The 20540-nt window shown below is 64.9% G+C and carries 19 protein-coding genes; 14 read left to right on the top strand and 5 right to left on the bottom strand.

From position 1 onward, the window contains the following. Positions 1-185 precede the first annotated feature (185 nt). From ML401_RS15890 to ML401_RS15865, 6 genes are all read left to right on the top strand, one after another. Complete coding sequence (locus ML401_RS15890; RefSeq protein ID WP_194407919.1) at positions 186-1319, top strand: alpha-hydroxy acid oxidase; 1134 nt, start codon at positions 186-188, stop codon at positions 1317-1319. 9 nt (positions 1320-1328) lie between these two features. Then, entirely contained in the window at positions 1329-1958 is a 630-nt protein-coding gene (locus ML401_RS15885) for an HAD-IA family hydrolase (RefSeq protein WP_285812420.1), read from the top strand. Between the two features lie 170 nt (positions 1959-2128). Then, positions 2129-2335 carry a hypothetical protein gene (locus ML401_RS15880; RefSeq protein WP_194407917.1) on the top strand — a complete coding sequence of 69 codons (207 nt, stop codon included), beginning with the start codon at positions 2129-2131 and terminating at the stop codon, positions 2333-2335. A gap of 201 nt (positions 2336-2536) precedes the next feature. After that, complete coding sequence (gene glp, locus ML401_RS15875) at positions 2537-3748, top strand: gephyrin-like molybdotransferase Glp (RefSeq protein ID WP_285812419.1); 1212 nt, start codon at positions 2537-2539, stop codon at positions 3746-3748. Between the two features lie 175 nt (positions 3749-3923). Next, the gene (gene lexA / locus ML401_RS15870; protein WP_194407915.1) at positions 3924-4625 is read left to right on the top strand and encodes a transcriptional repressor LexA; all 702 of its coding nucleotides are present in this window, start codon (positions 3924-3926) and stop codon (positions 4623-4625) included. A 532-nt stretch (positions 4626-5157) separates the two neighbouring features. Further along, on the top strand, positions 5158-5592 hold the full coding sequence (locus tag ML401_RS15865) for a hypothetical protein (RefSeq protein ID WP_211416852.1): 435 nt from the start codon (positions 5158-5160) through the stop codon (positions 5590-5592). A gap of 7 nt (positions 5593-5599) precedes the next feature. Here the strand turns inward: ML401_RS15865 and ML401_RS15860 are convergent, their stop codons facing one another. The 4 genes from ML401_RS15860 to ML401_RS15845 form a co-directional block, all read right to left on the bottom strand. Further along, positions 5600-7879, bottom strand: a complete 2280-nt coding sequence (locus tag ML401_RS15860; RefSeq protein ID WP_285812418.1) for a ComEC/Rec2 family competence protein — start codon at positions 7877-7879, stop codon at positions 5600-5602. 97 nt (positions 7880-7976) lie between these two features. Then, entirely contained in the window at positions 7977-8210 is a 234-nt protein-coding gene (locus ML401_RS15855; RefSeq protein WP_194407912.1) for a DUF2171 domain-containing protein, read from the bottom strand. An 86-nt stretch (positions 8211-8296) separates the two neighbouring features. Beyond that, positions 8297-8683 (bottom strand): nuclear transport factor 2 family protein, encoded by a 387-nt coding sequence (locus ML401_RS15850; protein WP_285812417.1) that lies wholly within the window; start codon positions 8681-8683, stop codon positions 8297-8299. Between the two features lie 10 nt (positions 8684-8693). After that, complete coding sequence (locus ML401_RS15845; protein WP_285812416.1) at positions 8694-10370, bottom strand: glutamine--tRNA ligase/YqeY domain fusion protein; 1677 nt, start codon at positions 10368-10370, stop codon at positions 8694-8696. Positions 10371-10537: 167 nt separating this feature from the next. On the opposite strand from ML401_RS15845, the gene gltX reads away from it, so the two are divergent. From gltX to ML401_RS15805, 8 genes are all read left to right on the top strand, one after another. Further along, positions 10538-11965, top strand: a complete 1428-nt coding sequence (gltX, locus tag ML401_RS15840) for a glutamate--tRNA ligase (RefSeq protein ID WP_194407909.1) — start codon at positions 10538-10540, stop codon at positions 11963-11965. Positions 11966-12112: 147 nt separating this feature from the next. Continuing rightward, a complete protein-coding gene (gltA, locus tag ML401_RS15835) occupies positions 12113-13417 on the top strand; it encodes a citrate synthase (protein WP_194407908.1) in 1305 nt (434 codons plus the stop codon). Between the two features lie 250 nt (positions 13418-13667). After that, positions 13668-14846, top strand: a complete 1179-nt coding sequence (locus ML401_RS15830) for an ROK family transcriptional regulator (RefSeq protein WP_285812687.1) — start codon at positions 13668-13670, stop codon at positions 14844-14846. Positions 14847-14904: 58 nt separating this feature from the next. Continuing rightward, positions 14905-16191, top strand: a complete 1287-nt coding sequence (locus ML401_RS15825; protein ID WP_285812415.1) for an ABC transporter substrate-binding protein — start codon at positions 14905-14907, stop codon at positions 16189-16191. A gap of 14 nt (positions 16192-16205) precedes the next feature. Beyond that, positions 16206-17111, top strand: coding sequence for a carbohydrate ABC transporter permease (locus ML401_RS15820; protein ID WP_194408286.1), 906 nt, complete (start codon positions 16206-16208; stop codon positions 17109-17111). Next, positions 17104-17961 (top strand): carbohydrate ABC transporter permease, encoded by an 858-nt coding sequence (locus ML401_RS15815; protein WP_194407906.1) that lies wholly within the window; start codon positions 17104-17106, stop codon positions 17959-17961. The genes ML401_RS15820 and ML401_RS15815 overlap by 8 nt, the downstream gene beginning before the upstream one ends. A 10-nt stretch (positions 17962-17971) precedes the next feature. Then, positions 17972-19081 carry an ABC transporter ATP-binding protein gene (locus ML401_RS15810; protein WP_285812414.1) on the top strand — a complete coding sequence of 370 codons (1110 nt, stop codon included), beginning with the start codon at positions 17972-17974 and terminating at the stop codon, positions 19079-19081. Next, positions 19078-19845: an SDR family NAD(P)-dependent oxidoreductase gene (locus ML401_RS15805; protein WP_285812413.1), complete on the top strand. Its 768-nt coding sequence runs from the start codon at positions 19078-19080 to the stop codon at positions 19843-19845. Before ML401_RS15810 ends, ML401_RS15805 begins: the two co-directional genes overlap by 4 nt. A gap of 104 nt (positions 19846-19949) precedes the next feature. Here the strand turns inward: ML401_RS15805 and ML401_RS15800 are convergent, their stop codons facing one another. Then, entirely contained in the window at positions 19950-20438 is a 489-nt protein-coding gene (locus ML401_RS15800; protein WP_212069149.1) for a hypothetical protein, read from the bottom strand. Between the last annotated feature and the right edge of the window lie 102 nt (positions 20439-20540).

The raw sequence follows: 20540 nt of genomic DNA, 5'->3' as shown, positions 1-20540 counted from the left end.
GACGGGTGCACCGCAGAAATCGCTTCGCCCGGACCTAAACTTTTGGCAACGTTGCAGGACTGGCCAGCCCGCAAGGGGAATCATCGGCCGGTCCACGCCCTGCTGCTATGCGATTTTAGGATAGTTTTGGAGGCCTGGACGGGTTAGGCGATGACATAAGGCTTCAAATTCTCGGGAGGATAACAATGAACGAAGCACCCCGCATCCGGCCGGAACGGAACGTCGAGCTCGGCGCCAGCAACGAGCCGTTCCAGAATCTGCACGAATTCATCCGGAAAGCGCGGGCCAACCTCAACCAGAACGCCTGGGATTACATCGTCGGCGCCGCCGAGACCGAAACCACGATGCGCCGCAACCGCATGGCGCTGGACGAGATCGCCTTCCGCCCGCGCGTGCTGCGCGACGTCCGCAAGGTCGACGGCGCGGTTCAGCAATTTGGCCGCAAGATGCGCCTTCCGGTGGTGCTGGCGCCCGTCGGCGCGCTCGAAATCTTCGATCCGGACGGTGCGGCGAGCGTCGCGCGCGGTGCCGGCACCTTCGGTGCGGCGCACATGCTGAGCTCGGTGTCCGAGCCGGGCCTGGAGAAGACCGCCGAGATGGCGCCCGATGCGCTCCGGCTCTACCAGCTCTATGTCCGCGGCGACGATTCCTTCGTCGCGGATGTCGTCAGCCGAAGCGAGAAGAACGGCTATGCCGCCTTCTGCCTGACCGTCGACACCGCCCATTACAGCCGTCGCGAACGTGACATCGCCAAGCGCTACGTTCGCGAGAGTCGCCTGCGCGCCACCGGCGGCGATTTCCAGAAGGGCCTGGAGTGGCGGACCGTGAAGATGATCAAAGACAAGTTCAAGATCCCGCTGATCCTGAAGGGCATCGCCACCGCCGAGGACGCGCTGATCGCGGTCGATCACGGCGTCGAATGGATCTACGTCTCCAACCACGGCGGCCGCCAGCTCGACCATGGCCGCGGTGCCATGCATGTGCTGCCCGAAATCGTCGAGGCCGTGAAGGGCCGCGCCAAGATCATGGTCGACGGCGGCATCTGTCGCGGCACCGACATCGTCAAGGCGATCGCGGCAGGGGCAGATCTCGTCGGCATCGGCCGGCTGCAATGCTGGGCGCTGGCGGCGGCCGGCGAAGCCGGCATCACGCGGATGCTGGAGCTGCTCGAGGACGAGGTGCTGCGCTGCCTCGGCCTGCTCGGCGCCACGTCGTTTGCCGAGGTCGACAAATCCTGCCTGCATCCGGCGACCGCCACCAACGCGCCGAGTGTGTTCAGCGCGTTTCCGCTGTTCGACCACGAACCTTATCGGTACTGAGTAAGAGGATTGCAGGTGACATCGCTCTCTCCCGGCAGCGCGGATGCGCTTCTGTTCGATCTCGGGCGCGTGGTGCTCGACATCGACTTCTCCAAGGCGATCGCTTGCTGGGCGGGACATGCCGGCTGCCAGCCCGAAAGCATCGTCGCGCGCTATGTGCGCGACGAGGCCTACCGGCTGCACGAGATGGGCAAGATCAGCGACGAGGATTATTTCGCCTCGCTACGCGCTTCGCTGGGGATCGGCATTTCGGATGCCCAGTTCCTGGAGGGCTGGAACGCGATCTTCGCCGGCGAGATGCCTGATATCGCCGAGTTGTTGCCGCGGGCGGCGAAAGAGATGCCGCTCTACGCCTTCTCCAACACCAACCGGCCGCATGTCGATTATTTCTCGAAGGAATATGCCGAGCTGCTCGGTCATTTCCGCGAGCTGTACCTGTCATCGAGCATCGGCCTGCGCAAACCGGATGCGGAGGCTTTCGACCATGTCGTCGCCGCGATCGGCGTGCCCGCCGAGCGCATCGTGTTCTTCGACGACCTCGCTGAGAACATCGAAGGCGCGCGGGCCCGCGGCCTGACGGCCGTGCATGTGACCTCGCCGCGCGACGTCGGGAAGGCCTTGAAAGCATTGGGCATCTGACGCCAGCCGCGGGTGCCACCCGGCCTCCCGGCAGCGACATCTTCCGGAACTAAATCTGCTGAAATTTTGGAACCTGATCACTTTGTGCATTTTTATACAGAGTTCCGGGAACGGAATACCGCCCTTCGGACTCTTGAGTCCGTTGGGACTTCTACATCGGACTGATCGACGTGCTGGGCAAAACCTATCTCACTAAGCAAGCCTCTCTCCTGCTTGAATTCGCAAGAAACACCTCGGATTCTGACCTTTCCGCCAAGCTGATCAGCAAGGCCGCCGACCTGAAATCGCAGGCCGATCCGCTCCCCGACAAGGATCAAGGGCCCAAAGCGCCCGACGTCGCATTTGAGATCAGTCCGGACGATCCGGCGGCACGGTGACCGTATCGGTGTTGGCGCTCGTGATTCTCGTCCTTCACGGCGCGCTGTCTCGGCTTCCAGATCATGCCCTGACGAACTTGCACTCCTCCACCACGGAGATCACGCAGGATAGATCATCCCGCGCGCTGCTTTGCCTCGCGCCTGCGGTCGGCTAGAACTCTCGCCGCCCCATTGAACGATGTGCGAGCAGGAGTTTTGCCCGTGGCCCTGATGCCGGTTTCCGACGCCCTTGCCGCGGTGCTGGCAGGTGCAGAGCCGCTGCCTGAACAGATGGTTGCACTCGACGAGGCCTATCACCGCGTGCTGGCACATGATGTCGCGGCGCGGCGCACGCAGCCGCCGCAAGCCATGTCGGCGATGGACGGCTATGCGGTGCGCGCGGCCGACGCAGCAGCGATCGATTCCCGGCTGACGGTGATTGGCGAGGTCGCCGCCGGCCGTCCTTTCGCGAGAGCGGTCGGCGCCGGCGAAGCCGTGCGGATCTTCACCGGCGGCGTCGTTCCCGACGGTGCGGACGCGGTCGTGATCCAGGAGGACACCGTCGCGGACGGCAACAGCGTCACGATCAAGGAAGCCGCGATCACCGGACGGCACATCCGCCCGGCCGGCGTCGACTTCCGTGAGGGTGACGTCCTCCTCCGCAAGGGCACGCGTCTGACCGAGCGCGATCTCGCGCTCGCTGCCGGAATGAATTACCCGCAGCTCGCCGTCTGCCGCCGTCCCAAGGTCGCGATCCTCGCCACCGGTGACGAACTGGTGATGCCGGGCTCAGCGCCCGGGCACGGCCAGATCGTCTATTCCAACGGCTATGCCCTGCACGCGCTCGCCCGCAGCGAGGGCGCCGACACCGTCGACCTCGGCGTCGCCGCCGACACGCTGGAGGCCACCACATCAGGCATCCGCCGCGCTCGCGAGAGCGGTGCCGATATCCTAATCACGACCGGCGGCGCGTCGGTCGGCGACCACGACCTGGTCCAGCAGGCACTCAGGGGCGAAGGCATCGCGATGGCGTTCTGGAAGATCGCCATGCGGCCGGGCAAGCCAATGATGCACGGGCGGCTCGGCGCCATGCGCGTGATCGGCCTGCCCGGCAATCCCGTGTCGTCCTATGTGTGCGCCTTCCTGTTCATGGTGCCGCTGATTCGCGCCTTGTCAGGCCGCTCGGTGATTCATCATCGTCGCGAACGTGCCGTGCTCGCCTGCGATCTCGGTGCCAACGACCAGCGCGAGGATTACTTGCGCGCGCGCCTCGAGCTGCGCGACGACGGCACGCTGGTCGCGCTTCCCGTCAGCCATCAGGATTCCTCTCTGCTTGCGAATCTTGCTGCGGCACAGGTACTTCTCGTGCGCCCACCCTTCGCGCCGAAGGCCGAGGCCGGAAGCCCCTGCGAGGTGCTGCGGCTCCCCGTCTGAGTGCACGGCCACACGCATTCCGCGAACCGCGCTTCGTTCACGGTAAATTAAGCAGTTGCGGAACATGTATCGAACATATAGTGTCCGTTCATGATTTGTTTCGAGGATGTAGCGGCTTATCGCTGAACTCATCGTCTCGGAATCGAACGACATCAACCGGGGGACTTTGGTCGAGATGTTAACGCGCAAACAATACGAGCTTCTGCGGTTCATCAGCGAGCGTTTGAAGGAAAGCGGCGTGCCGCCCTCCTTCGACGAGATGAAGGATGCGCTCGACCTGCGCTCGAAGTCGGGCATCCACCGCCTGATCACCGCGCTCGAGGAGCGCGGCTTCATCCGCCGGCTGCCCAACCGCGCCCGCGCCATCGAAGTGATCAAGCTGCCGGAGCTCCAGGCTGCCGCCGGCGCCCGGCGCGGCTTCACGCCGAGCGTCATCGAGGGCAATCTCGGCAAGATCCGCGCGAGCTCCAGCCCGCCCGTGGACGAGGGCGAGCGGCCCGTTGCGGTGCCCGTGATGGGCCGGATCGCGGCCGGCACGCCAATCGAGGCATTGCAGACCCGCAGTCACACCATCAGCGTGCCGCCCGACATGCTCGGCTCGGGCGAGCATTACGCTCTCGAGGTGCGCGGTGATTCCATGGTCGAGGCCGGTATCCTCGACGGCGACATGGCGCTGATCCAGCGCAACGAGAGCGCCGACACCGGCGACATCGTGGTGGCGCTGATCGACGACGAGGAGGCTACGCTCAAGCGCTTCCGCCGCCGCGGCGCGTCGATCGCGCTCGAGCCTGCCAATGCCGCCTATGAGGTGCGTATCCTGCCGCCGAACCGGGTGAAGATTCAGGGCAAGCTGATTGGGCTTTACCGGAAGTACTGAGTCCGGAAGAACTCAGTCCGAAAGTAGTTTTGGCGCCTGCGTGCGCCTTCGGTCGGCGTCGCCGATCTGAGATTGGAGCGGATGAATGTCCGCTCCGGCTGGATGATCATTCTGGTTCTGCACAGATTATCTGGCCCCTCCTCCACGGCCATCTTCGGCGGACCGCAGCGACATCGCGTCTGGGCGTTTCGGGTTCGGAAGACCAGATCGTTTGGGTGCAGCGGTCGCGGCATCGGGGCACGGGGCCGTTGCTGCGCCATCGGATTGCCATGTCCGCAACACCCAATTGCGCAGCGCCGCGATCGCGCCGGCAATGCGAAGTGTCGCTTTTGCAGTCGCTGACAGGCGCCGGCGTAATGCACCTCAGCCAGCTTTGTTCCTGGCGAATTCGGGAAAGTTAAAGTGATCGCGGGGTGCGGATCCCAGCCGCAGATTTGCCTACAACCAAGCACAGCGTTGGTGTTTAAACTCTGACAGAGGCCTGTGCCTCCAAGAGAGGCGCGGGTCGCTATCTTCACATGAGGAGCACCCGATGTGTGACTATAGCCTGCATGCCGTCGCGACGCGCCCCGCAGAAGTCGGCGAGACGATCGTCACGACAACCTTCCGCGGCACCTCGACGCGCGGCTTCGCATCCGAAGCCGACCTCTCCGTTGCGGTCTGCCTGCTGCCGGGAACGGAGCTCGCCTTCGCAGACAACGTCCGTTACGACAACCGCTGGATCTGGACGCGCACCGTCAACTCCCGCGTCGGCAAGTTCGGCAAGATCGATCCGCACATTCCCGATCGCCATCACGACGCGATCGAATTCCCTGATGGCAAATACGTGCTGGTGACTCAGCTCGTCGAAGGCCAGCGCGCAACCGTGCTGCAATTGCCCGTGACCCAACCGGTCGGCGAGCGCGAGCACAAGCCTGAGATCATCGCCGATAGCCGTTCGCCCGTCACACCGCTGCCGCTGGGCTGACAGAGGCTCAGTCCTCCGCCTGAAGATCGGCCTCCGACGGGGTCGCATCCTTGGCGCGCGGAGCCGCCGCCCTCGGCATGAGGGCTCCTTCGAAATCTCCCTCGCCGGCGGCCGCCGGCGACCAGGGACGGCTCGTGCCCCTCGCCCTCACCGCCTGAACTGCAAATCCGTCGCCACGCCGTGTCAACGCCAGCGCGCCCTGGCGAACGAGCCGCTGCCGATCCACCATCATCGCCGCGCAATCGGGCGGTGCGGGCCGTGACGTCACGACCAGTGCGGCACGGCTGCAATCGTCCGCGAGCGCATCGATGCGCGAGGCCAACGCAACCAGGCGCCCGTCGGCAAGCGGCGTGGCGCAGCCGGCCTCGTCGCACGACACCCCCTCGGCCAGCGCGCTGCTGCCGGCATCGCGCGGATCGGCGTCGGCCGCCAGCCACTCCTTCAGCATGAAATTGTCCTTGCCCGTCCTGATCAGGTGCAGGCGCCCGTCCCCGCCCCGCACCGCGACGCTGGCGCCGTCCCCGGCGATCAGGATATCGGGCTGCCGCACCGACAGGCCCCACGCGATGGACGTCAGCAGCACCACGGCACCGCACCAGCGCAAGGGCGTGCGCAACAGGCCCATCACGATGATGCCGAGGCTCGCGGCGATCAGCGGCGCGATCCCAAACGCCGGGATGCGGCCGACCGCGCCCGGCAAGGCCGCGACCCAGCGCGAGACCGCGACCATCCAGTCGATGCCGAGGCCCATCAGCCACCAGAAGACGCCATCGAGCCCGAAAGGCGCGGCCAGCAATCCCAACAGCCCCGCCGGCATCACCAGTGCCGAGACCACCGGCATCGCACCGAGATTGGCGAGCACGCCATAGGGCGTGACACGATGGAAGTGGAAGGCGGCATAGGGCGTGGTCGCAAGCCCCGCGATCAGCGAGGCCAGGAACAGCATCGCGATCTCGCGGCCGCCCCACAGCGCGACGCGCGCGGTGGCCGAATGATCGGGCGAGGCCAGCAGGTTCGGCATGCCGATCTGCACCAGCGCCACCAGCCCGAGCGTTGCCGCAAACGACATCTGGAAGCTCGGATGCACCAGCGCCTCCGGCGCGACCGCAAGCACGATCAGCGCCGCCACCGCCAGCGTGCGGAAGGTGATGGCGCGGCGATCGACCATCACCGCGATCAGCACCACCGCCGTCATGAAGAACGACCGTTGGGTTGCGACCTCGGCGCCCGAGAGCAGCAGATAGAACGCAGCCGCGACGAATGCTGCAGCCGCCGACCATTTCTTGATGGCGAAGCCGGCCGCCAGGCCCGGGATCAACGCCAGCAGCGCGCGCACCGCGAAGAAGACGACGCCGGCGACCACCGCCATGTGATAGCCGGAGATCGAGAGAACGTGTCCTAGCCCGGAGATGAACATCGCATCGTTGACAGGGGCGGAAATCGCATCGCGCCGCCCGGTGAGCAGTGCAGTTGCGATCGCGCGGTTGTCGCCCTCGAGCGTTGCGCGGATGCGGGCGTCGATCGCATCGCGCAGGCCCTGCATGAAGGCGGCATAGCGCAGCCGCAGGCCGCCCGCATCAGGCGGGATTGCAGCCGTAATTGCGCCCATCACGAAGCCGGAGGCGCCGATGCCCTGGAAGAACATGTCGCGTGAAAAGTCGTAGCTGCCGGGGCGGACCGGCGTGAGCGGCGGCATCAGCCGCGCCTTCAATTGAACGAAGCTGCCGACCTCGGGCGCGGTGCCCTTGCGCACGGAGAGGCGGACGCGGTCGAGCTTGACGTCGCTGCGCTGCGCCTCCATCGCGGTGACACGCAGCACGAAGCGATCGGTGCGCTCGCGGATGTCGCGCGTCTCGACGAAGCCCGACAGCGACACCGAATAGAGTGGTTTTGCGAGTACGGTGTGGGCAATGCGCGCGGTCTTCCAGGTCGCCACGGCAAAGCCCGCCGCGACCGCTGCGATCATGATCGCCGGCGCGAACAGCCGGCTCCGCCGCAACAGGGCCGCGCCGAGCAGCAGCGCGATCGCCGTCGCGGCGACAATCCACAGCACCGGCTCATGATCGGCGGAAAAATAGAGCGCGATGCCGCCGCCGAAGGCGACCGGCACCCACGGCAGCAAGCGCCCGGGGCCGGCCTCGGCCCGAGCCCATCCGCGGATTGTTTCGACGATCGCGGGCCAGATGCCAAAGCCCGCCGGAACGAAGCCGCCGGCGGGCGCAGCGCGGCCGACCGGCCACGTCCCGACAATACCTTGGGACCGTACTGGCCGGCCCGGCTCCGCCATCTTCCCTGCACCCTACGCGACGCGATTGCCGCCAAGGCTACCGGAACGTGCGGTCGGGCGAATAGCGGTACAAATCAGGAACGCGAGAGGGCGTCCCCTACTTTTCCTCTTCCATGGTCACGGCCACCGATGCCTTGGCCGACAGCCGCACCTTGTTGCCTTCGACATCGGCAACGAGGCCCTTGTCGATGAAATGATGATGGCCCTTGTGGCTGCCCTCACCGCTGTCCTTCTTGGTCAGCTTGATGCGGTTGCCTTCGACCTTGTCGACCGTGCCGATGTGAACGCCGTCGGCGCCGATGACTTCCATATGCTCTGCGATGTTCTGCATGGTGAGTTCCTTGTTGAACCCACCCAACGCACAGAAACGACGTTCGTTCTGGCCCTCGGGAATGACGATGCCGTGTACGATGGCCGTCAGATCAGCGGCGCCTGCGACGAGGCGTGGTGATTGACGATCTTCCAGTCGCCGTCCTCGCGGATGATGACCCAGCTCATCTTGACGACGAGATCATCCCGCTCGCCGGCGAGGTCGAACGAGATTGTCGCGGCCATGTTGATCAGATCGGGGCCGGCTTGCGCTGCGTTCACATCGGAGAACACGGCACTTGGCCTCCGCCAGCGCGGCAGGCCGTTGAAATAGTCGGCGACGCCGGCCCTGCCCCGATAGAGTTTCGGGTTGGAGCCGAAGAAGAACGCGTTCTTCGAATACAGCGACGAGAGCGCGGCCGCATCGAGGCTGGCGAAGCCGGCGCACCATTTCGCGATGATGGCGGAAACGATGGCGTCGGCTTCACTGCTCATGCCTCAATCCTCATCCTTTCGCGACTTCCTTCGCGAACGTGTCGCGCAGGCCGATGGTGCGCGAGAATACCGGCTTTCCGGGCGTCGAGTCCTTGTCGCGGACGAAATAGCCCTGGCGCTCGAACTGCATCGGCTCGGTCGCATTGCTCTCTGCCACCGATGCCTCGATCCGCGCGTCGGGCAGGATCTCCAGCGAGTTCGGATTGAGATCGGCCGCGAAGTTCGAAGCGTCGGGGCTCGGATTGGCGAACAGCTGGTTGTAGATGCGGATTTCAGCCGGCACCGACGTTGCCGCGGGCAGCCAGTGCATCGTCGCCTTGACCTTGCGGCCGTCGGGCGCGTTGCCGCCCTTGGTCGCGGGGTCGTAGGTGCAGCGCAGCTCCACCACCTCGCCCTTGTCGTTCTTGATCACGCCGGTGCACTTGACGAAATAGGCGTAGCGCAGCCGCACCTCGTTGCCCGGCGACAGGCGGAAGAACTTCTTCGGCGGGTTCTCCATGAAGTCGTCCTGCTCGATATAGAGCTCGCGGCCGAACGTGATTTTCCGCGTGCCGGCGCTGGGATCATCGGGGTGATTGATCGCCTCGAGCTCCTCGGTCTGCCCTTCCGGATAGTTCTCGATCACCACTTTCAGTGGCCGTAGCACGCCCATGCGCCGCTGCGACGTGCGGTTCAGCTCCTCGCGGATGCAGAACTCCAGCATGCCGACATCGACGACGCTGTTGGCCTTGGCAACGCCGATGCGCTTGACGAATTCGCGCAGCGCGGCCGGCGGCACGCCGCGGCGGCGCATGCCCGCCATGGTCGGCATGCGCGGATCGTCCCAGCCCGCGACATGGCCGTCGCGGACGAGCTGGGTCAGCACGCGCTTGGACAGCAGCGTGTAGGTCAGGTTCAGCCGCGCGAACTCGTACTGGTGCGGCTTCGACGGCACCGGCAGCTTCTCGATGAACCAGTCGTAGAGCGGCCGGTGGTCCTCGAACTCCAGCGTGCAGATCGAGTGCGTGATGCCTTCGATGGCGTCAGACTGACCGTGCGCGTAATCGTAGCTCGGATAGATGTGCCACTTGGTGCCGGTGCGCGGATGGTGCGCGTGCAGGATGCGGTACAGCACGGGATCGCGCAGATTGATGTTGCCCGCGGCCATGTCGATCTTGGCCCGCAGCACGCGCGCGCCGTTCGGGAATTCGCCCGCCTTCATGCGGCGGAACAGGTCGAGATTCTCGTCCACGCTGCGGTCGCGGAACGGCGAGTTCTTGCCTGGCTCGGTCAGAGTGCCGCGAGAGACGCGGATCTCCTCCTGGGTCTGGTCGTCGACATAGGCGAGCCCGTCGCGGATCAGCTGCTCGGCCCATTCGTACAGGCGGTCGAAATAGTCCGAGGCGAAGAACAGGTTCTTGCCCCAGTCGAAGCCGAGCCAGCGCACGTCGGCCTGGATGGAATCGATATATTCCTGCTCTTCCTTGACCGGATTGGTGTCGTCGAAACGCAGATGGCAGCGGCCCGGAAACTCCTGGGCGATGCCGAAGTTGAGCGCGATCGACTTGGCGTGACCGATATGCAAGTAGCCGTTCGGCTCCGGCGGGAACCGGGTCACGATCTCGCTGTACTTACCCTGATCGAGGTCGGCCTGAATGATGTCACGAATGAAATCGCGCCCAACCTCAGCTGCCACCGGTTCTGTCATTACGATAATCCTGTCGGGAAATCAGCGGTCCTTCTGCCAAATTCGGGAGGCTGAGCCAAGAGCTTAAGCACAGCCGCGAGCAAGGCCCGGCAGGTCCGCCGACGGGCTTTAGTTATGTCCCGGTCCTGCTATATACCACCGCCTCCAATGCATAGGCCCTGCCAAGAATGACCGATTCCGTCGTCACCCGCTTCGCCCCCTCGCCGACCGGCTTCCTCCATATCGGCGGCGCCCGCACGGCGCTGTTCAATTGGCTCTATGCCAAGAAGCACGGCGGCAAGATGCTGCTGCGGATCGAGGACACCGACCGGGAGCGCTCCACCGAGGCTGCGATTGGCGCCATCCTCGACGGTCTCAAATGGCTAGAGCTCGGCTGGGATGGCGACGTTATCTACCAGTTCAGCCGCGCCGCGCGTCACCGCGAGGTCGCCGAGCAGCTGCTCGCCGACGGCAAGGCCTATCGCTGTTACGCCACCGCGGAGGAGCTCGCCGCCATGCGCGAGAAGGCGCGCGCCGAGGGGCGCACCCGCCTCTATGACGGCATGTGGCGCGACCGCGATCCCGCGACCGCCCCGAGCGACGTGAAGCCGACCATCCGCCTGCGCGCGCCGCAGACCGGCGAGACCGTGATCGAGGACCAGGTTCAGGGCCGCGTGGTCTGGCAGAACGAGAACCTCGACGACCTCGTCCTGCTGCGCGGCGATGGCAACCCGACCTACATGCTCGCGGTGGTGGTCGACGACCACGACATGGGCGTCACCCATGTGATCCGCGGCGACGACCATCTGATCAACGCCGCCCGCCAGAAGCAGATCTACGATGCGATGGGCTGGACGCTGCCGAACATGTCCCACATCCCCCTCATCCATGGTCCGGACGGCTCAAAGCTCTCGAAGCGCCACGGCGCGCTCGGGGTCGATGCCTACCGCGCCATGGGATACCTCCCGGCGGCGCTGCGCAATTACCTCGTCCGGCTCGGCTGGAGCCATGGCGATCAGGAGATCTTCTCGACCGAGGAGATGATCGCCGCTTTCGACCTCGGCAGCGTCGGCCGCGCCGCCGCGCGCTTCGATTTCGCCAAGCTGGAAAACCTCAACGGCCACTACATCCGCCACGCCGACGATCAATCGCTCGTGAAGATGTTCGAGGACGTGCTCGACCATCTCGTGCCCAGCCGCAACGAGCTTAAGGCCAAGTTAAACGACACCACGCGCGCGCAGCTCGTGAAGGCCATGCCGGCCCTGAAGGAGCGCGCCAAGACGCTGATCGAGCTGATCGACGGCGCCTATTTCATCTTCGCCGACCGGCCGCTGGAGCTCGATCCCAAGGCGCAGGCGCTGCTGACGCCGGAGAACCGCAAGCTGATCGGCCAGCTTCATTCCGCGCTGGAGAAAGTCGAGACGTGGAGTGGCGCCAGCACTGAAGCCGCGTTGCGCGCGTTTGCCGAGGAAAATAGTCTCAAGCTCGGCGCGGTCGCCCAGCCCTTGCGGGCGGCGCTGACCGGACGGACGACGTCGCCTGGTATATTTGAGGTTTTGGACGTCCTGGGACGGCAGGAAAGCCTCGCCCGGCTTAAGGACCAGTCTACGACGTAAGTCGACCATGCGTGCGGCGATCTTGCAGCGCACATAGCAATAATATACCCATCTCCCCCGTACCTTCTGGAACATCCGGCGTGCCCCCCATGATCGTCTTAGGGGGCTCCGGCTCCGGCCCGTTTCACCATACATCGGGGACCTCTGATGGACGCAAAACCAAGCCCAAAGACCGCTACGCTGACGGTCGGAAACAAGAACTACGATCTCCCGATCCACAGCGGCAGCGTCGGGCCTGATGTCATCGATATCGGCAAGCTGTACGGCCAGTCGGGCCTGTTCACCTACGATCCCGGCTTCACCTCGACCGCGAGCTGCCAGTCCAAGATCACCTATATCGACGGCGACGCGGGCGTGCTGGAATACCGCGGCTACCCCATCGAACAGCTCGCCGAGAACGGTGACTTCCTCGAGACCTGCTATCTCCTGCTGTACGGGAACCTGCCGACCGCCGCGCAGAAGAAGGATTTCGACGACCGCGTGACCCGTCACACGATGGTTCACGAGCAGATGGCCCGCTTCTTCCAGGGCTTCCGCCGCGACGCCCATCCGATGGCCGTGATGGTGGCTTCCGTCGGCGCGCTCGCCGCGTTCTATCACGACTCCACCGACATCAACGATCCGAAGCAGCGCATGATCGCTTCCATGCGCATGATCGCGAAGATCCCGACGCTGGCGGCGATGGCCTACAAGTACACGGTCGGCCAACCCTTCGTGTACCCGAAGAACTCGCTCACCTTCGCCGAGAACTTCCTCAACATGTGCTTCGCCGTGCCGTGCGAGGACTACAAGATCAACCCGGTGCTCGCTGACGCGCTGGACAAGATCTTCATCCTGCACGCCGACCACGAGCAGAATGCCTCGACCTCGACGGTGCGCATCGCCGGCTCGTCCGGTGCCAACCCGTTCGCCTGCATCGCCGCCGGCATCGCCTGCCTGTGGGGTCCGGCGCATGGCGGCGCCAACGAAGCCGCGCTCGCGATGCTCGCCGAGATCGGCACTGTGGACAAAATTCCCGAATTCATCGCCAAGGTGAAGGACAAGAACTCCGAAGTCCGCCTGATGGGCTTCGGTCACCGCGTCTACAAGAACTACGATCCGCGCGCCAAGATCATGCAGAAGATGTGTCACGCCGTGCTCAAGGAGACCGGCCATGGCGACGATCCGATGCTGAAGGTCGCGCTCGAGCTCGAGAAGATCGCGCTCAGCGACCAGTACTTCATCGACCGCAAGCTCTACCCGAACGTCGATTTCTATTCGGGCATCACGCTGAAGGCGATGGGCTTCCCGGTCTCGATGTTCACCGTGCTGTTCGCGGTCGCCCGCACCGTCGGCTGGATCAGCCAGTGGAGCGAGATGATCGAGGATCCGCAGCAGAAGATCGGTCGTCCCCGCCAGCTCTACACCGGCGTCACCAAGCGCGACTACGTCGCGATCAAGGATCGCAAGTAAAGATCGGCCTCAGGGCTTTTGAAGAAGCGGCGCCATCGCAGGATGGCGCCGTTTTCGTTTGGCGCAGATGCCGTAGGGTGGGTTACGCCCTGCCCGATGCGCTTTGCGCATCCGCAGAGCGTAAACCCACGAGACCAATCGCCCGGCGTGCTGCCACGCACAACAACAAGTCGGCGCATCGCGCCGCCGGACGCTTGACAGCCGAAACGCTCCGCGCGCATTCTTACACTAAGTAAGAATGACGACAGGGATGGACATGCCGGAGCAGCCGCGAAGTCGGCGGCAGACGCGCGCTGCCATTTTGACCCATCTGCTTCAGTCGGGCGGCTCGTTTCGTCCGCCTCTGGCCAAGGCCGTGCGGCTGTCGGAAGCGAGCCTGTCGCGCATCCTGTTCGACCTGAAGGCCGAAGGCCTGATCGAGGAGGTGCGGCGCCCTGCCCCCTATGTCGGCGGCCCGACGGGCCTCGTGTCGCTCGATGGATCGGTGGCGCTGGCGGCCTTCGAGTTGACCACGCAGCATCTCAGCGTCGGTGTCGGTGGCCTGTCCGGCGAACTCCATTACACCGAGCGCGTGAAGCTGCCGAAGACGCCGACCGCCGAGGCCGTCGGCCGGGCGTTTCGCGAAGCCATGACGTTGTTGCGCGACTGGACGCGCCGCCGCCGCATCACGCTTTCCCAGATCGGCGTCTCCATTCCCGGCCTTGGCCGTCTCAGCATATCGGCCAATCCGATCATTCCCTGCGATGTCGGGCGCCTCAGCGACACGTTCGGCGAGATGTTCGCGGACGTGCCGCTTGAAATCACCAATTCGGTGGTCGCCCACGCCACCTTTCACCGCTGCCGCACCGAGAACTATCCGTTTGGTGACCCGCATCTGTTCGTGCTGGTCAGCCACGGCGTTGCCGGCGCCTGGATGGACGACCCGGCGAAGGCCGATGCGCTGCAACCGATCGAGCTCGGCCACATGGTGTTCGGGCCCGAGGGACCGCGCTGCCGCTGCGGACATCACGGCTGCGTCGAGGCCTATGCGTCGATTCCGGCGCTGGCCGATCTGCTCGGTGTGTCCGAGACCGAGCTGCTCCAGCTCGGCAACGAATGGGTGAACGCGATTTCGATCTCGTCGCGCGTGCGGCAGGAGCTGCGCCGGCGGCTGTTCCGGCTCGGCCTTGCGATCGGCAACACGCTGAACGTGAAGCCATGTGGCGGCGTTGCCATCAGCGGCTGGCCGTCGCTTCTCGCCGAAGACGATCGCAACGCCGTGGTCGAAGGGATCGACGCCTGCCTGCTGGGTGGACGGAAATTGGCGCAGGTGTCCATCGCCTTCGTGCCGCCGTCGACCGGCAACGATCCGCAGGCCGCGCTCGCCTTCGCCGCTTTTTGCTTGGCCAGCCGTGGCGGCATGCCGGCGGCATCGACGGAGGCGGCCTGAGATGACCTGAGCCTGTACGTCCCACACGCGCCGAGACTTCACACCGGGAGGAACTGAAATGCCGATCACAACAACAAGGCGTCGTCTGCTCGCTGGATCCGTTGCCACGCTCGCGCTTCCGGCCTTTGCCCGCGCGCAAGGCGCTGTCAAACCGCGCCTGACCGCGATCTCGCAATGGTCCGCGGGCAGCGACGGCGCGGCCATCACGGCGCTCGGCAAGAAGTTCGAGGAGAAGGGCGGCGTCTGGCAGCATTCGCCCGTCCCCGGCTTCACCACCGAGATGATGAACAAGTTGCGCGCCCAGATCATGGCCGGCGATCCCCCGGCCTGCTCGCAACTCAAGGGTCCCGAGATTGCGGCCTGGTCGAAGATCGCCCCGACCGTCGATCTCGACGCCGTCGTCGCGGCCGCCGGTTACGAGAAGGTCGTGGCGCCGGACCTTGCGAAACTGCACAAGCCCGGCGGCAATTGGATCGCGCTGCCGCTGCAGATCTACAGCACCAACATGCTGTTCCTGTCCAAGCGCGCGATGGACAAGGCCAAGGCCGACAAGATCCCGGTCACATGGGCGGAGTTCAACGACCTCGCCGAAAAGATGAAGGCGGGCGGCGTCGCCTTTCCCATCGCCAACGGCGGAACGCGACCGGACGACGGGCAGAAATTCGAGGCCGCTCTCGCCGGCATCAGTCCCCTCGCCTACCGCGCGGCCATCATGAATCTCGAGAAGAAGGCCCTGGAGGGTCCCGAGATCAAGGCTGCGTTCGCGCAGGTGCGCAAGATCGCCGACTGGATGGATCCCAATGTCGGCGCCCAACACTTCTCGACCAATTTGAAGCGCTTCGCCGACGGCGACATGGGCATGATGATCATGGGCGGCTGGGCGCAGGGCGTGTTGCGCAACGCCGGTTTCAAGTTCGAGGATTTTACGATTGCGCCCGGCCCCAGCGACAACGGCAAGCCGGTGTTCCTGCTCAATGCCGATGCCTTCATCTTCTGGCAGCGCAAGGAGGCTGACCTGCAAGCCGGCCAGACGCTGATGGCCCAGCTCGTGATGGATCCGGCCATCCAGACCATGTACTCGCAGATCACGGGATCGATCCCTGTGCGCACCGACGTCGATCTGTCCGGCGAGGGCTGGTCGGACGGTCAGCGCACCACCGCAAAGGCGCTGAAGGACGCCATTGCCAGCAACCAGGCCGTCCTCAGCATGGCGCACAACATGGCGCAGGAAAACGGCATGACGGCCGCGATGATCGACGTGATCACGGAATACGTGAAGAACAAGACGATCAAGCCCGAGCAGGCGGCGACCCGTCTCGCCGAGGCCGTCGAGGGCGCGCGTTGAGCAACGTCGGCGCGATGAGACCGGCTCGGCCGGCGCTTCCCGAATGGGTGCGCCGGCTGCCCGAATATCTGATGATCTGGGTGCCGCTGCTGCTCTCCGCCGCGCACCTCGTGTCGTTCTCGCTGTGGACGATCTGGATCTCGTTCACGCCGTCCACGCTGATCCCTGTTACAGGCTGGGTCGGCTTGCGCAACTATTCCGCGGTTGCGGCCTCGCGAAACTGGCAGATCGCCTTCGACAATCTGCTGCTGTTCGGCAGCGCTTTCGTGGTGTTGAGCGCGGCGACCGGCCTCATTCTGGCGATCCTGCTCGATCAGCGCATTCGCGGCGAGAACGTGCTGCGGTCGATCTTCCTCTATCCCCTCGCGGTGTCGTTCGTGGTCACCGGCACGGTCTGGAGCTGGCTGCTCAATCCCGGCCTCGGGATCCAGAAGCTGGTCCATGATCTCGGCTGGACCTCCTTCAGGTTCGACTGGCTGATCGACCGCGACATGGCGATCTGGACCATCGTCATCGCGGCGATCTGGCAATCCTCCGGCTTTGCCATGGCGCTCTTCCTTGCCGGCCTCAGGTCCGTCGACGCCGACATCATCAAGGCCGCGCAGATCGACGGCGCCGGACCCGTCCGCATCTACCGGCGCATCATCCTGCCCTCGCTCTGGCCGATCACCATCACCGTCGTCGTGATCCAGCTGCAGTTCGCGATTTCGACGTTCGACCTCGTCCGCGCGCTCACCAATGGCGGGCCGGGAATTGCGACCCAGCTCCCCGCCCTCGTCGTCTACGACCTGATGTTCCAGCGCAGCCTGCTCGGCCGGGGCGCTGCCGCAGCAGTCCTGATGCTGCTCATTCTTCTGGCGGTGCTGCTGCCCTATGCGGCTTGGCGATACGCCCAGCGACGGCGGGCCGCCTATGCGTGAGCGCAGCTTCACCCCAAGCCGGATCTTGATCTATCTCGCCGTTTCACTGATCGCTGTGGCCTGGCTCGCGCCGCTCGCCGTCGTCGTCCTGAACTCGCTCCGCACCAACGAGGAGATCGCGCAGGGCTCGATGATCGGCTGGCCGCAACACCTTGCCTGGGCCAACTACGCCGCGGCCTGGAGCGGCTTCTGCGTCGCCGAGACCTGCGCCGGCATCCGGCCGTACATGCTGAACTCCGCGCTGGTCACGATCCCTGCGACAATCTTCTCGACACTGCTCGGCGCGATCGCCGGGTACGCCATATCGCTCTGGCGCTTTCGCGGCGACACCTGGATTTACGGAATCGTGACGCTCGGCCTTTTCCTGCCGCAGCAGATGCGCCTGTTGCCCTGGACCATCGTGCTGCGCGACATCGGTCTCATCAACACGCTGGCCGGCCTCGTGCTGATCCACACCATCCAGGGTCTATCCTTCACCACGCTGTTCTGCCGCAACTACTATGTCGCCATTCCCCATGAACTGATCAGGGCCGCGCGGATCGACGGCGCCGGCTTCTTCCGCATCTTCTGGCGCATCATCCTGCCGCTCTCCGGGCCGATCCTGATCGTCACGGTGATCTGGCAATTCACCCATATCTGGAATGAGTTCCTGTATGGCGTGACGTTCACGACCGGCCAGCAGCAGCCCGTCACGGCGGCGCTGATCGCGCTCTCCGCCGCAGTCGCCGATATCCCGCAGCATGGCGTGCAGAGCGCGGCGGTGATCATCGCGGCGCTGCCGACGCTGCTGATCTACCTCCTCGGCGGCAAATACTTCGTCCGCGGCCTGACTGCCGGGGCCGTGAAATGATGGAGACGTCATGGCAGCACTGAGCATTCGCGCCCTGTCCAAGCGCTACGCCAATCTGGAGGTGCTGAAGGACATCGCCCTCGACATCGAGAGCGGTGAATTCACCGTGCTGGTCGGGCCGTCCGGCTGCGGCAAGTCCACGCTGCTCAACATCGTCGCCGGGCTCGACCACCCGAGTGCCGGGACGATCGAGATCGGCGGGCGCGTCGTCAACGACGTCGCGCCGAAAGACCGCGACATCGCCATGGTGTTCCAGTCCTACGCGCTCTATCCGTCGATGACGGTGCGGCAGAACATCACCTTCGGCATGGAATGCCGTCACGTGCCCAAGGCCGAGCAGGACAAGGCGGTCGCCAATGTCGCAAAGCTGCTGCAGATCGAGACGCTGCTCGGCCGCAAACCGTCGCAGCTCTCCGGCGGGCAGCGCCAGCGCGTCGCGATGGGGCGCGCCTTGGTGCGCGATCCCCTGCTCTTCCTGTTCGACGAGCCGCTCTCCAACCTCGACGCCAAGCTGCGCGTCGAGATGCGGATGGAGATCAAGCGCCTGCACCAGCGCATCGGCGCCACCATCGTCTATGTCACCCACGACCAGATCGAAGCCATGACGATGGCGACGCGGATCGCCGTGATGCATCAGGGCCGCGTCCAGCAATTCGCCGACCCCGATACCGTGTACCGCTATCCCGCGAATCTGTTCGTCGCGCGTTTCATGGGCTCGCCGCCGATGAACACGATCCCGGCACGGCTCGAGAGCGAAAATGACGGGCTGGTGGTCGTGATCGGCGCGGGCCGGCCGGACGAGATCCGCCTGCGCCTGAAAGACTATGCCGGCGCAGCGCCCTTTGTCGGCCGCGACGTGGTGTTCGGGATCAGGCCTGAATGCATTGCCGAGGGCAGCCGCGTGTTTTCGAACGATGCACCTGTCCTCGTCGAGGCCCCCGTGGACATGGTCGAGCCGACCGGCGCCGAGACCATGGTGTCGCTGCGGCTCGGGGGCGAGCCCGCAATGGCACGCATCTCGCCCGATATCCGGCCCGCGCCGGGCGCGTCCGCCTCCTTCGCGCTCGACACCCGCCGCATTTGCCTGTTCGACCCCGAGACGGAGCGACTGATCGCATGACCAACACGAGCTATGCCGGCCTCGCGGACCGCGTGGTGCTGATCACCGGTGGCGCCAGCGGCATCGGTGCCGCCTTCGTGCGCGCCTTCGCCGCCCAAGGCGCCCGGGTCGCTTTCCTCGATATCGACGATACCGCCGGCACAGCACTGACCGCCGAGGTCGCGGACGCCTGCGGGACAGCGCCGCTATTCGTGCCCTGCGATCTCCTGGACATCGAAGCCTTGCGCGCCGGCATGGCAGAGATCCAGCGCGCGCTCGGCAACGCCGCAGTGCTCGTCAACAACGCCGCCAACGACCAGCGCCAGATGCTGGCGGAGGTGACGCCCGCCGAGTTCGACTGGATGGTCGGCGTCAATTTCAAGCACGTCTTCTTCGCCGCCCAAGCGGTCGTGCCGCAGATGCAGGTGCGCGACGGCGGCTCGATCATCAACATGTCCTCGATCGCCTGGATGCGCGGCGCCCCGGCGTTGCCGGTCTATGCCGGGGCAAAAGCCGCGATCGTCGGCTTCACTAATTCGCTGGCCCGTTCGGTCGGCCCCGACCGCATCCGCGTCAATGCGATCGCGCCCGGCATGGTCGTCACCGAACGCCAGCGCCGGCTGTGGTATCCGGACGAGCGGGTCATTACCGAGATGCGCGCGCGCCAGGCCGTTCCCGATGCGGTGACGCCCGAGGACATTGCCAGCATGGCGCTCTTCCTCGCCTCAGATGACAGCCAACGCATTACCGGACAATGTTTTCGGGTCGATGCGGGCTTGGCGTAGCGTGTCCAGCAAATTTGTGTTGGGTCCGCTTTATTCTCCGAAGCAGACGTGAAGCATACGTTGACGCAAGTCGCCCTTGAGCCAATAGCCGACCAGCCGGCGCATCACAGATTTTTCAACAAGCGCCGATGTATCGTTGCGGCGTTGGGCTGCCTGGCGGCCCACTCCAGATTACGTTCGCCATCGATCTTCACCCAGAACGTTCGGGTAGGCGCATCGCTCCCATCGAGCGAGTTGAAAGTACATGACGCCCTTTCTCGAATGATGGCGCCGATGGAGTCCTGAGCTTGGTAGTCAATGAGCGCCACGTACTGAACCGGCGGGTGGCGCGCAGCTTGCATCATGGATCGTCTGGTTGACGCGGAGACGGCGCGCTCCGGCTCGGCGAAAAATTCGTCCCAGGTGATCGTTCTTCTGGAGTCGTCCAGCCCGATCCGTTGATAGGTGGAGGGAACCGCTAACCGCTCCTGGATTGCCATTTCGCAAGTCTGTACAAATTGAGAGGTGAACGGCGGATAGCCACGGGCGTAGGCATAGCCGAGAACAGCGATGCCGAGGACTAGGAACGCTGCGAGAGCAAGCTTAATCTTCATCTGTAACTCTTACAGAACTTTGCCTGCCTGATTTTGAGCGACTGGCCCGCAGGGTGCACGCTCCCGACCTAACTCGAACTAAGCTAAGCGTGCATTAACGAT

It is taken from the genome of Bradyrhizobium sp. 62B (assembly GCF_030272265.2).
Taxonomy (GTDB): domain Bacteria; phylum Pseudomonadota; class Alphaproteobacteria; order Rhizobiales; family Xanthobacteraceae; genus Bradyrhizobium.
Note: the sequence above shows the minus strand (reverse complement) of the source record. Positions and strands in the feature narration are given on the sequence as shown.

What these genes read in the sequence shown, in the direction of transcription:
- ML401_RS15890 (WP_194407919.1), top strand. Translation starts at nt 186, where the DNA reads ATGAACGAAGCACCCCGCATCCGGCCGGAACGGAACGTCGAGCTCGGC.
- lexA (WP_194407915.1), top strand. Translation starts at nt 3,924, where the DNA reads ATGTTAACGCGCAAACAATACGAGCTTCTGCGGTTCATCAGCGAGCGT.
- ML401_RS15865 (WP_211416852.1), top strand. Translation starts at nt 5,158, where the DNA reads ATGTGTGACTATAGCCTGCATGCCGTCGCGACGCGCCCCGCAGAAGTC.
- ML401_RS15860 (WP_285812418.1), bottom strand. Translation starts at nt 7,879, where the DNA reads ATGGCGGAGCCGGGCCGGCCAGTACGGTCCCAAGGTATTGTCGGGACG.
- ML401_RS15855 (WP_194407912.1), bottom strand. Translation starts at nt 8,210, where the DNA reads ATGCAGAACATCGCAGAGCATATGGAAGTCATCGGCGCCGACGGCGTT.
- ML401_RS15850 (WP_285812417.1), bottom strand. Translation starts at nt 8,683, where the DNA reads ATGAGCAGTGAAGCCGACGCCATCGTTTCCGCCATCATCGCGAAATGG.
- ML401_RS15845 (WP_285812416.1), bottom strand. Translation starts at nt 10,370, where the DNA reads ATGACAGAACCGGTGGCAGCTGAGGTTGGGCGCGATTTCATTCGTGAC.
- gltX (WP_194407909.1), top strand. Translation starts at nt 10,538, where the DNA reads ATGACCGATTCCGTCGTCACCCGCTTCGCCCCCTCGCCGACCGGCTTC.
- gltA (WP_194407908.1), top strand. Translation starts at nt 12,113, where the DNA reads ATGGACGCAAAACCAAGCCCAAAGACCGCTACGCTGACGGTCGGAAAC.
- ML401_RS15830 (WP_285812687.1), top strand. Translation starts at nt 13,668, where the DNA reads ATGGACATGCCGGAGCAGCCGCGAAGTCGGCGGCAGACGCGCGCTGCC.
- ML401_RS15825 (WP_285812415.1), top strand. Translation starts at nt 14,905, where the DNA reads ATGCCGATCACAACAACAAGGCGTCGTCTGCTCGCTGGATCCGTTGCC.
- ML401_RS15820 (WP_194408286.1), top strand. Translation starts at nt 16,206, where the DNA reads ATGAGACCGGCTCGGCCGGCGCTTCCCGAATGGGTGCGCCGGCTGCCC.
- ML401_RS15815 (WP_194407906.1), top strand. Translation starts at nt 17,104, where the DNA reads ATGCGTGAGCGCAGCTTCACCCCAAGCCGGATCTTGATCTATCTCGCC.
- ML401_RS15810 (WP_285812414.1), top strand. Translation starts at nt 17,972, where the DNA reads ATGGCAGCACTGAGCATTCGCGCCCTGTCCAAGCGCTACGCCAATCTG.
- ML401_RS15805 (WP_285812413.1), top strand. Translation starts at nt 19,078, where the DNA reads ATGACCAACACGAGCTATGCCGGCCTCGCGGACCGCGTGGTGCTGATC.
- ML401_RS15800 (WP_212069149.1), bottom strand. Translation starts at nt 20,438, where the DNA reads ATGAAGATTAAGCTTGCTCTCGCAGCGTTCCTAGTCCTCGGCATCGCT.